Genomic DNA, 12,477 nt, shown 5'->3' with positions numbered 1-12,477 from the left:
CTATTCAGATTTCCAATCATTTATATAATTAATTCAAGAAAAATTTATAAATTTGCACCCACTTTGGCGGATTTAGAAACAAAGTATTGAATTTCACAAGTTTAACCACTCTCAAAAACCATTTCCGCGCTGCTTTCGATGATTATTTTTGAGATACAAATTTTAAATTATGTCAAAAGAGACAAATCACGAAGAGTTAGAAGAACAAGTATTGGACTTAAGTACAAATTCTGACGAATCAAATTCAAACATTTCATTAGAAGAATTCGACTGGGAATCATTTGAAAGCGGACTGAATGCTGAGGATCGCAAAGAAAAAGCGCAGTTGGAAAAAATGTATGACGAAACTTTGGACAGCCTTGACGAAAACGCTGTATTCAAAGGAAAAGTTATCCGTTTGACAGACAAAGAGGCGATTGTTGACATCAACTTCAAATCTGAGGGTGTTATTTCATTGAACGAATTCCGTTACAACCCAAATTTAGCTGTAGGCGATGAGGTTGAAGTAATGGTTGACACACGTGAAGACAAAAACGGTCAGTTGGTATTGTCACACAGAAAAGCACGTTCATTGAACGCTTGGGATGCTGTGAACAAAGCTCACGATACACAAGAAATTGTAAACGGTTACATCAAAGCTCGTACGAAAGGTGGTATGATTGTGGACGTATTCGGAATCGAAGCGTTCTTGCCAGGTTCACAAATCGACGTGAAACCAATCCGTGATTACGAACAATATGTTGGTAAAACAATGGAATTCAAAGTGGTTAAAATCAACCCTGAATTCAAAAACGTTGTTGTATCACACAAAGCTTTGATCGAAGCAGATATCGAAGAACAGAAAAAAGAAATCGTTGCTCAATTAGAGAAAGGACAAGTATTGGAAGGAGAAGTGAAAAACATTACTTCTTACGGTGTGTTTGTTGACTTAGGAGGTGTTGATGGTTTGATCCACATTACAGACCTTTCTTGGTCAAGAATCAACCATCCATCAGAAATCTTGGAAGATGGTCAGAAAATCAACGTTGTTATCCTTGATTTTGACGAAGACAAAACAAGAATTCAATTGGGTATCAAACAATTAGAAAAACACCCTTGGGAAGCTTTAGACCAAAACTTACAAGTTGGTGATACAGTAAAAGGAAAAGTTGTTGTATTGGCTGATTACGGCGCATTCATCGAAGTGGCTCCGGGAGTTGAAGGTTTGGTACACGTTTCTGAGATGTCTTGGTCAACGCACTTGCGTTCTGCACAAGATTTCGTAAAAGTTGGTGATGAGGTTGAAGCTCAAATCTTGACTTTGGACAGAGACGAACGCAAAATGTCTTTAGGTATCAAGCAATTGGCTGCTGATCCTTGGACTGACATCACAACTAAATACCCAATCGGTTCTGAGCACAAAGGAAAAGTAAGAAACTTTACTAACTTCGGTGTGTTTGTAGAATTAGAAGAAGGTGTTGATGGATTGATCTACATTTCTGATCTTTCTTGGACTAAAAAAATCAAACACCCATCTGAATTCACAAATGTGGATGACGTGTTAGACGTAGTAGTTCTTGAATTAGACGTAGAAGCACGTCGTTTGAGCTTAGGCCACAAACAATTGACAGAAAACCCTTGGGACAAATACGAAAGCAAGTACGCTGTAGGTTCACGCCACACAGGTAAAGCTGTTGACGCATTTGACAAAGGTGCAACTATCCAATTCGAAGATGCTGACGTAGAAGCTTTCGCTCCTGCAAGAACTTTGGAGAAAGAAGACGGTTCACGTGTGAAGAAAGGTGACGAATTAGAATTCGTAGTGATTGAGTTCAACAAAGAATTCCGTCGCGTAGTAGTTTCTCACACGGCAACTTTCCGTGAAGAGGAAGAAAAACAAGCGAAAAAAGCAATGGAAAACCAAAACATCGAAACTTCGACTTTGGGTGACCTTGACGGATTAGCAGAATTGAAAAAGAGAATGGAAGGAGAAGGAAACTAATCCCAAATTTCCTTAAATGATAGAAACCGTCCTTGTAAAAGGGCGGTTTTTTTATTTATAGATATTTGACATTTTATTTGACTTCGTCGAACCGCTTCATTAGGTTTGGGCGTTTTTTCGGGCTGGCGGCACTCTCTTTTTTGTAAACTTCGCTGTGGCGAATTCACAAAAAGAACTCAGACACACGAGTGAAGCGAACTACCGAAGGAAATGCCTTCATCCCGGGTGCAATTCCGAAATAATTTGAATTTTCAAATTGATTTAACCTTTCTTATGCAAATACCTCGTCAATTTGATTGACAAATCCAGCAAAACGATTTTGGCATTTGCATTTCTCTCTATGTGGTAAGAAGACTCATTGATTTCGTTCAGAATATCTTCGATATTGGCACCATGAATGTATGGCGAAAACTTTCCCCAATTAAATCCGTCATTTTCCAATCGCATAAAAACCAAATTCTCAGCCTGATAATTCTGAAGTAATGCCTGACGGAAAACCTCGGAACAATAACTCAGAAACTGTTTCTGCTGCTCGCGCGACCAACCGCTGAGTTCATTTGCCCATTCTACCAGATTTTTCAAAACATTTGGATTCTTCGCCGCCATGAAAGCATTTCGCACCCACTGCACAAAATAAGCTTCAAACTCTGAATTTCCGGCTCCTAAATTCGACAAAGCTTCATGCAGACTCCCATTCGCAGAAATCGCCAAACGCAAAGCTTCAATTTCTGACAAATCTTTATTTTGTTTTAAATATTCTGCAATTTCATGATCTGACAAACGATCCAATTTAACCAACTGACAACGCGAAGTAATTGTCGGCAACAATAAATCTTCACGCTCCGAAACCAACAAAAACAAAGTTTTCTGCGGTGGTTCTTCGATGATTTTCAGGAGTTTATTGGCAGCAGCATTGTTCATCAATTCCGGCAGCCAGATGATCATAATTTTGTATCCACCCTCGTAACTGTTGAGTGAAAGCGTTTTTACGATTTCCTGCGCTTCATGTACGTTGATGTTTCCTTGTTTCTTTTCAATCCCCAAAAACTGAAGCCAGTCAAATATATTCCCGTAAGGATTTTCCAAAAAGAATTCTCTCCATTCTCTTACAAACTGGGCACTTGTCGGTTTGTCTTTTACGGAATCGGTCGAAGCTACCGGATAAGCAAAATGCAAATCGGGGTGTTGCAGAGAATTTACTTTTGTAAGCGCTGTTTCTCCTTTTTCCTGTGATAAAATTTCTCCTGCATAAGCAATTGCCATCGCCAACGCGCCCGAACCTTCTTTTCCTACGAAAAGCTGTGCATGACTGATACGTCCTTCCGCAACCGATTCTTTTAATTTTTGTTTAATTTCGTGCTGCCCGGCAATTTTATCCCAATTCATAACCCAAAAGTAAGGCATTAATTTATAAATTTGAATTTTATTGAAAGTTGAAAATAATGAAAGTTGGAATCGAAGCTGCGGCAATTTATCTCCCTAAAATTTACTTATCTGTTAAAGACCTCGCAATCAAACGAAATATAGAACCCGAAAAACTTGAATTTGGTTTAGGATTGAAAAAAATGGCAGTGCTCGATGCACACGAAGATACAGCCACATTATCCGCTAATGTTTTGTTTAAATTATTCAAATATTTTAATTTAAATCCCAAAGACATTTCGAGAATTTATCTCGGTACAGAAAGTGCTTTGGATGCGGCCAAACCGACAGCAACTTATGCTGTACAATTGGTTCAGGAAGTTTTAAAAACAAATTTTGGAGAAAATTCATTCCGACATATTGATGTTTTGGACATGACTTTTGCATGTGTAGGCGGTGTGGATGCTTTGCACAATTGTTTGGATTTTGTAAGGGTAAATCCCAACAAAAAAGCAATTGTAATTTCTGCTGATTATGCAAAATATGCATTGGATTCTTCAGGCGAATATACGCAAGGGGCAGGTGCAGTTGCGATGTTGATTTCGTCTAATCCGGAATTGATTTCTTTCGAAAATAATTGGGGAATTTCTACTGAAAGTGTTTTCGATTTTTTCAAACCAAGAAGATACCGCGAAGACGAACCGGTGGTTTCCGCTGTGAATTCAGGTTCAGATCAGATTGAAATTTTTACAGATGAACCGATTTTCGATGGGCAATATTCAAACGAATGTTACAAAGACCGTTTGCGCGACGCTTATTTTGACTTGAAAAAGCAATTAAATTCAGATAAATTATACGAAAATTGGAAATATTTAGCGTTTCATTTGCCTTACGCCTTTCAAGGAAAACGGATGTTTACAGATATTTTTGCTTTGGAAAATGAATTAGACAATTCAAATGAAAATCAAAAAATTATTTCAAAATCAGATGATTACGCAAATTTAATCCATGAAAAAATCAATCCGACACAATGGGCTTCTGCTGAAATCGGAAACATGTACACGGCTTCTATTTTCACTGCTTTGCTTTCTGCTTTGACTTTATCTGATGAAAATCTGGAAGGAAAAAAAGTCGGATTTTTATCTTATGGAAGCGGTTCCAAATCAAAAGTTTTTGAAGGTACAATCGAAAGCGGTTGGAAATCTGTCATAGAAAAATTAAATTTGAAAGCAGAATTAGAAAAAAGAGAATCAATCGATTATGAAACTTATGAAAATTTGCATCGAAAAAAACTGAAGCATTCGGCAGGAAAGATTCATGGTTTCAAATTGGAAAAAATAGAAAATGAAAATCCGAATTTACTCGGCGCACGCTATTATTCATTTCAACAATAAAATAAATACACACAAAATATGAAAAAACATCTTTTCACTTTATTAACCGCAGCGATTGCTATGAACCTCAATGCTCAATTAAAATATCCCGAAACCAAAAAAATCAAACACACCGACGAATACTTCGGTGCGAAAATCGAAGATCCATACCGCTGGCTCGAAGACGATTTGTCTGCGGAAACCAAGTCTTGGGTGGATGCCGAAAATAAAGTGACTTTTGGTTATTTGGATCAAATTCCACTTCGTGATCAATTGAAAAAACAACTGACAGAAATCTGGAATTATGAGAAAATTTCTGCCCCATTTAAAGAAGGAAAATTTACTTATTTCTACAAAAATAACGGACTTCAGCAGCATTATGTGATTTACAGACAAGCGGAAGGCGGGAAAGAAGAAGTTTTCTTGGATCCAAATAAATTCTCAAAAGACGGTTCTACTTCATTGGCCGGAATGAGCTTTTCTAAAGACGGTTCACTTTGCGCTTACCAGATTTCTGAAGGTGGTTCTGACTGGACGAAAATTATCGTTTTAGATGCAATTCAAAATAAAATTATTGAAGATACTTTGGTGAATGTAAAATTCAGTGGTGTTTCATGGAAAGGGAATGAAGGATTTTATTATTCAAGTTACGACAAACCCGAAGGAAGCGAACTTTCAACGATGACGGATCAGCATAAATTCTTTTACCACAAATTAAAATCTTCTCAGAAAAATGATGAATTGGTTTTTGGTGGTGAAAAATTACAAAGAAGATATATCAGTGGCGGCGTGACGGAAGACCAGAAATTTTTAGTGATTTCAACAGCGGTCTCGACAAGTGGAAATGAATTGTACATCCAAGATTTGACCAAAAAAGGTGCGCCGATAATTACTATTTTAGATAATTTTGATACTTCTACAAGTCTAGTAGATAATGTTGGAGATGAGCTTTATTTGTTGACAAATTTCAATGCGCCGAATAACCGTTTGGTTAAAGTAAATGTGAAAAATCCGAAGCCTGAAAATTGGGTGGATGTGATTCCTGAAACAGAAGATGTGTTGAACATTTCAACTGCCGGCGGTTACATTTTTGCACATTATATGATCGATGCATTAGATGTTGTACAGCAATACAAACATGACGGAAAAAAGGTAAGAGATATCAAATTGCCAGGAAATGGAAGTGCAGGCGGATTCTCAGGAAAAAAAGAAGAAAAGAAAATTTATTATTCTTTCAGTAATTATGTGATGCCGGGAACTACTTATGATTTCGATGTAGAAAGCGGAAAATCAAACTTATACAAAAAACCTGCAATTAAATTCATACCGGAAAATTACGAATCCAAACAAGTATTTTATACTTCTGCGGACGGAACGAAAGTTCCGATGATGATTTCGTACAAAAAAGGAATCAAATTGGATGGGAAAAACCCTACAATACTCTATGGGTACGGTGGGTTCAACATCAGCTTGACACCTTCATTCAGCGTTGCCAATGCTATTTGGATGGAAAATGGAGGAATTTACGCTGTTGCCAACTTACGCGGTGGCGGTGAATATGGAAAAAAATGGCACGATGGTGGAAGACAATTGAACAAATTAAATGTATTCAACGATTTCATTGCAGCAGCAGAATTTTTGAAAAAAGAAAAATACACATCAACTGATTATTTAGCTCTTTCAGGAGGTTCTAACGGAGGACTTTTGGTGGGAGCGACAATGACAATGCGTCCGGATCTGGTAAAAGTTGCTTTGCCTGCGGTAGGTGTTTTGGACATGTTACGTTACCACACTTTCACTGCTGGTGCAGGTTGGGCGTATGATTACGGAACGGCGAATGATAATAAAGAAATGTTTGATTATTTGAAAGCATACTCACCGGTTCATAATGTAAAAGAAGGCATTTGTTACCCGGCAACGATGGTTACAACGGGTGACCATGATGATAGAGTTGTTCCGGCGCACAGTTATAAATTCGCTTCTGAATTGCAGGCAAAACAAAAATGTGACAACCCTGTTTTGATAAGAATTGAAACCAAGGCAGGACACGGCGCAGGACGTTCGACTGAAGTGATCATCAACGAAGCGGCTGACAAATACGCATTTACTTTGTGGAACATGGGTGTAAAAACTTTGAAATAATTTCAGGTGGGACACCATAAATTAAGAGAAGATAAAACCTGTCTGAACTGCGGAAACGAAGTTCATGACAGGTTTTGTTCATATTGCGGACAGGAGAATACGGAAACGAGACATTCGTTTCATTATCTGTTTAGACATTTTCTGGAAGATTTTGTACACTATGACGGCAGCTTTTGGAAAACGGTAAAAACGTTGTTGTTCAAGCCGGGAAAATTGACCAATGAATATTTAAAAGGCAAGCGTGCAAGTTATGTTGCGCCGGTTAAGCTATATATATTTCTACTTTTTATTGCTGTTTTCGTTCCGGGAGTTATTTCTTTTTTCGAAAATCAGCCCCCTAATGAATTTATTGAAACATCTGAAAATGAATCTGAATTAGCAAGAGAAATCAATAATTCGGGTGTTACATACGGTTTGAAAGATTTTAAAGATGTCAAATCGGTTGCACAGCTTGATTCATTACAGAGGGTTAAGCCAGAGGGCGAAAGGCTGAATAGGTTGGAATACAAGATGATAAAAAAGATTGTTGAATTAAAAAAGAATGGTACCGACAAAGAATTTCAGGAGAAAGCATATGATATGATTTCGCGGAATTTTTCCAAAGTATTGTTCATTTACCTACCAATTTTTGCGTTTTGGCTCTGGCTGTTTCATGGTAAAAAGAGATGGTATTACTTTGATCACGGGATATTTACGCTTCATTATTTTTCTTTTTTGTTAATTTCCAATACAATTGTAGCAATATTCGGATTTCTTTTAGGATTGCTTGGAGATAATGATTTTGTTGATCTTACAACAATGATGTTTGTACTTATTTGTGGTTTTTACACATTCTTCTACTTTTTCAGGGCACACAGTAAAGTTTACGGTGAAAATAAATGGATTTCTAGGCTAAAAGGTTTTTGTTTATTTATTATTAATATGTTTTGCATTCTGATTGTGATGACCATTTATCTAATCATCATTTTGTTTAATGTACATTGATTTTATAAAGAAAGAGAAAACGAAAGGTTTTCGTAAATATTTTTTTTACTTACTTTGTTTAATGAATAACGGATATGCGTCAGGGAGACGAAGTGGCGCGACCATGGGGAGCGGCGTGGAGTGAAACGGAAGGCCGAAGCGATGCGAAGCCCGAAGCAGCCCGCCCGGACGCCCAAATAAATTTAGAAATGAGAATTTGGACTTTCAATGGTTTTATCGTCATATCGATATTTCCTATAAGGATTAGGTTGAGAATCATTAAATTTGATTTAATTTTGAATTATTAATTATAAAGAGAAAAAAAATGGCACTTGAAGTAACAGATACATCGTTTGCAAAAGACGTTTTGGAATCAGGAAAACCGGCAATGGTTGACTTTTGGGCAACTTGGTGCGGTCCCTGCAGAATGGTAGGCCCGACTGTAGAAGAGTTGGCTAAAGAATTTGAAGGTCAGGCAGTTGTAGCTAAAGTTGATGTGGATTCGAACCAACAAATCGCTGCGGAATACGGAATCAGAAATATACCTACTATCTTGTTTTTCAAAGATGGTCAGGTGGTTGATAAAGTTGTAGGAGTGGTTCCTAAAGCGCAATTGGAACAGAAATTAAAGGCTTTGATGAACTAAGATTTGTCTGAGTAAAAAACACAAACCCGAAAATATTTTTCGGGTTTTTTCATTTTTATTTGCAGAGTATAGAAATTGGTGTATATTTGCAGTCTCAAAATTCAATGATCCGGTAGTTCAGCTGGTTAGAATACCTGCCTGTCACGCAGGTGGTCGCGGGTTCGAGTCCCGTCCGGATCGCAGAAAGCACTTCAGAGATGAGGTGCTTTTTTTGTTTTTATACTATAACAAAGGCGTTACAGAGATTTAGCTCTTAAATCATACTTCCTTATTTTTCCTCCCATTTCTTACTTCTCAGGTACACCTGCGGGTACACCATTTTTTAACTCGGGTACACCCCCCTTTTTAATCTCTTTAATATTATGAATGCAATAGATTTAAAAATACTTTTCTTAATAAATAGAACCAAACTTAACAGACAAGGCAAAGCCCCTATCAGATGTAGAATTACATTAAGTGGGGTGAGAAAGATATTTTCTACTGGATTATTTGTAAATCCTAACCATTGGAAAAATGGACAGCAGAAAGCTCATCCACCCAATGATGAGAACAATTATATCAATACACAGTTAAGCCTGATTAAGAATGAAATTAGTCAGGCTTTTTTGTATCTGCAAGTGAACTCTTTAAACTTTGATGTAAATGATATTTACCTGAAGTACAAAGGAGAGAACATAAAAGCTGAAAAGACCTTGTTAGAAGCATTTGAAATACATAACAACAAAATGGAGAAACTTATAGGAATTGAGTATGCTCAATTAAGTTGGAGCAGGTACAACCTTACCAAGAACCATATTGCTGAGTTCCTGAAATTACAGTTGAAAAAGAATGATTACCTGCTAAAGGATTTGAATGAAAACTTCCTTCAGGAGTTTGAATATTTCCTCAAGACAGAGAAGAAGTTTCAGGCAAGTACAACTTTCAAAAGTTTACAAAGAACCAAGAAAGTAGTCAAAATGGCTGTATCTATGGGATTCTTAGACAAAGACCCTTTCCTACTCCACAGATTAGCAAGACCTAAAAAAGAAGTTGTATATCTGACTGCTGAGGAATTGGAAAGGCTTGAAAATCACAATTTCCCTATCACAAGAGTTGAACAAATCAGGGATTTCTTTGTTTTCTGCTGTTATACAGGATTAGCATTTACTGAAATGTACAATCTTGAGAAGAAACACATTGTAACTGGGTTTGATGGAAATCAATGGATTCAAATGCAGAGAAAAAAGACTCAAAAGCAAATTTCAATTCCTCTTCTTCCTAAAGCTCTATCTATCATAGAGAAATACCAAGAATATGATGATGTACGTGTGTTACCAAAAGCTAGTAATTCTAAGTTCAATTCTTATCTGAAAGAGATAGCAGGAATAGTTGGGATTGAAAAAAATTTGACTCATCATATTGCAAGGAAAACCTTTGCTACTACAGTATTACTGTATAATGATGTGCCTATGGAGATTGTGTCAGAATTACTTGGACATTCTAAAATCACCATCACGCAGGAGCATTATGGAAAGGTGGTTCAGAAAAAGGTTAGTGAACATATCCGTAACTTGAGTAAAAAGTTGGATAAAAAGTAAAATATATCATTGCCTTGCAAGTTTTGCAGAATTTGCATTAATTGCAGTATTATTTCTTTATAATGTATCAATGGAAAACATATCAAGATAGTCTATACATCAATCTACCCGAGGGCTCTATTGAATTTGATATGTACGAAGTTTCTTCTTTGGAGGATATAGGTTCAATAGAGTCTTTTAAAGAATTAACCAATTTTTTCAGAGGCACTTATTCTTCCCTACAGATTCCAACTCAGACAGCAAAATTATTGGATGAAGCTTTGGAAGATATTGATCTTGTTTCACTTCGTGAAGAATTTATTACTTTGGGTTGCGCATTACAATACGCCTACTGTAACAATATAGGGAGTGAAAATGATGAGGATTTAAAAACCCTTGCTCTAGAAAAAGAAGATATAAAAGGTCTGTTTAGAGCTTTAAGAAAATATCTTTTTTCTACTAGCCATAGTGAAGAATTACCTTCAATTACAATCAAGATAGATACAGGAGATAATATCAATATTAAAAATCCATTGGTATTGAAAACCATTTACGGAGCGCTTTGTGATAAATTCCTGTTGACTAGAGAAAATTATGTTCAACAAAAAGAAGGCATCTTATCCAAGACGCTTCAAATAAAACCAGATAAATTTTCAGAAAATGTTAAAGTAGAATTTATTAATGCAATCTATAATTTTATCTATTCTGAAAATAATCCCAATAGACCTAGAATTGATAAAGCCCTGAAAAAATCTACTTTAGAATTTATAGCAGCATTTTTTGCTTTGTTTGAAGTTCCAATAAATAATTCAGCTCCATTTGTCAATAACCCCTCTATAGGAAACATTTCTCAAATCTATGATAATGTTGATATTAAGAATCTCAAACATTATATAGAACGCCCTCCCTCAATCGAAATAAAGTAAAGTTTTTATGATTTTGAAACAGAAATCTGCCATTTTTTAAGGTTTTCTGTTTCAATTCTTTTTCAGGCATGTTTCGTTCGGAAATTTGCAGAAGAAGATTGGAAAGCCCAATCTCTTAAACTTTTTTATGGAGAAACAGAAATTAATTATTTGAAAAATATGATTAAAGAAATAGAAGAAAGTAAAAAAGCAAGGTTTGGGAGTTCGCCAGATCTTGCCATGACTGCAAGTCATAAAAATCTAATACCAGAAGAGGTATATGAAGACTTGCCAGAACTATTAAAAGAGATTTGCCTTGAATTTCAAGGAAGGGAGAGAGATATTATTTTATTATCGTGTGTTGGAGTTATAAGTGGATGTATGTCAAATGTATATGGAATTTATGATTCCAGAAATTATAGTCCTAATTTATATGTATTTATTATTGCTCCTCCAGCTTCAGGAAAGGGTGTGATGGAATGGTCAAAAATATTGGTTGAACCAATCCATGAGAAAATCAAAGAGGAGAGCAAAAGAAAAATAGCGGAATACAGGAATTCTGAAAATAATGAGGGAGTAAATGAACCCAAATTTCAAATAAAGGTTGTACCTGGAAATACAAGTGCGTCCAAATTATATACTCATTTGGAGAATGCTGAGGATGATTTAATCATATTTGAGAGCGAGGCAGATTCGCTTTCTAATATGTTAAAGCAAGATTGGGGAAACTTCTCTGATTTGCTCAGAAAAGCCTTCCATCATGAGACTGTATCAATCAGCAGATCTACTGAGGATAGATTTTTTGAAATCAAGAAACCTAAAATTTCAATGATTTTATCAGGAACACCTAATCAAGTCAGACCTTTGATCGAGTCTAAAGAAAACGGATTATTCAGTAGGTTCATTTATTATTCCTTTGAAGAAGCCGGCGGTTGGAAAGATGTCAGTCCAACTGCTAGTAGGATAAGTTATGATAAATTAATGGATGAAAAGTCCAAAGAAATTAAAGAATTGTATGAAAAGCTGAAAAAACAAAATAGCGTAGAAGTCAGAATGACTAAAAAGCAATGGGATTACTTCCAAGAAAGAATGTCATTGGCAAATAGCATTATCCAAGAGACAGGAAAAGACGATTTCATTCCTGTAGTCAAAAGATTAGGATTGATCGCTTTTAGATTAATTTGTCTGTTTACTGTTTTGGAAAAACAAGAAGAACTAGTTGAAGGAGATGTTATTTTTTATGCTGAAGATAAAACTGTCAAAGCAGCAATGAGAATTATAAAAATCTTATTAGATCATTCATTATCCGTTTTCGATCAGTTTGAAAAAAATGCTGTTTCAATGACAATGCAAGAAAGGGATTTATTAAGTAAGCTCCCAGACGAATTCAAGAGAAGCAGAGGACTTGAGATAGCACAAAAAGTTGGAATTCCAGAAAGGACTTTTGACGAAATTTTAAAAAAGTGGAATGATAAAATTTTAGAAAAAATAAGTCATGGAACTTATAAAAAAGTAAAAAGAAAATAATTTTTAATTTGCAGAAACTGCA

General features: G+C 35.9%; 10 protein-coding genes and 1 tRNA gene. 10 read left to right on the top strand and 1 reads right to left on the bottom strand.

Annotated features, from left to right (window positions below; all coding sequences use genetic code 11):
- The first annotated feature begins 169 nt into the window (after positions 1-169).
- Positions 170-1,981: a 30S ribosomal protein S1 gene (rpsA, locus tag B8977_RS12620; protein ID WP_084018082.1), complete on the top strand. Its 1,812-nt coding sequence runs from the start codon at positions 170-172 to the stop codon at positions 1,979-1,981.
- 261 nt (positions 1,982-2,242) lie between these two features.
- Here the strand turns inward: rpsA and B8977_RS12615 are convergent, their stop codons facing one another.
- Positions 2,243-3,367, bottom strand: coding sequence for a DNA polymerase III subunit (locus tag B8977_RS12615; RefSeq protein WP_084018251.1), 1,125 nt, complete (start codon positions 3,365-3,367; stop codon positions 2,243-2,245).
- Between the two features lie 56 nt (positions 3,368-3,423).
- On the opposite strand from B8977_RS12615, the gene B8977_RS12610 reads away from it, so the two are divergent.
- From B8977_RS12610 to B8977_RS12570, 9 genes are all read left to right on the top strand, one after another.
- A complete protein-coding gene (locus B8977_RS12610) occupies positions 3,424-4,737 on the top strand; it encodes a hydroxymethylglutaryl-CoA synthase family protein (RefSeq protein ID WP_084018081.1) in 1,314 nt (437 codons plus the stop codon).
- An 18-nt stretch (positions 4,738-4,755) separates the two neighbouring features.
- Positions 4,756-6,858 (top strand): prolyl oligopeptidase family serine peptidase, encoded by a 2,103-nt coding sequence (locus tag B8977_RS12605; RefSeq protein WP_084018080.1) that lies wholly within the window; start codon positions 4,756-4,758, stop codon positions 6,856-6,858.
- Positions 6,859-6,864: 6 nt separating this feature from the next.
- Entirely contained in the window at positions 6,865-7,842 is a 978-nt protein-coding gene (locus B8977_RS12600) for a DUF3667 domain-containing protein (protein WP_084018079.1), read from the top strand.
- 74 nt (positions 7,843-7,916) lie between these two features.
- On the top strand, positions 7,917-8,129 hold the full coding sequence (locus B8977_RS12595; protein WP_084018078.1) for a hypothetical protein: 213 nt from the start codon (positions 7,917-7,919) through the stop codon (positions 8,127-8,129).
- 17 nt (positions 8,130-8,146) lie between these two features.
- Complete coding sequence (trxA, locus tag B8977_RS12590) at positions 8,147-8,467, top strand: thioredoxin (protein ID WP_084018077.1); 321 nt, start codon at positions 8,147-8,149, stop codon at positions 8,465-8,467.
- A gap of 106 nt (positions 8,468-8,573) precedes the next feature.
- A tRNA-Asp gene (locus B8977_RS12585) sits at positions 8,574-8,647 on the top strand.
- A gap of 182 nt (positions 8,648-8,829) precedes the next feature.
- Positions 8,830-10,044 carry a site-specific integrase gene (locus B8977_RS12580; protein ID WP_084018076.1) on the top strand — a complete coding sequence of 405 codons (1,215 nt, stop codon included), beginning with the start codon at positions 8,830-8,832 and terminating at the stop codon, positions 10,042-10,044.
- Between the two features lie 131 nt (positions 10,045-10,175).
- A complete protein-coding gene (locus B8977_RS12575) occupies positions 10,176-10,949 on the top strand; it encodes a hypothetical protein (protein ID WP_143736515.1) in 774 nt (257 codons plus the stop codon).
- A gap of 159 nt (positions 10,950-11,108) precedes the next feature.
- Positions 11,109-12,455, top strand: coding sequence for a DUF3987 domain-containing protein (locus B8977_RS12570; RefSeq protein ID WP_084018074.1), 1,347 nt, complete (start codon positions 11,109-11,111; stop codon positions 12,453-12,455).
- The last annotated feature ends 22 nt before the right edge of the window (positions 12,456-12,477 follow it).

This window comes from Moheibacter sediminis (assembly GCF_900176425.1).
Taxonomy (GTDB): domain Bacteria; phylum Bacteroidota; class Bacteroidia; order Flavobacteriales; family Weeksellaceae; genus Moheibacter; species Moheibacter sediminis.
This window is presented reverse-complemented; position numbering and strand designations above follow the sequence as displayed.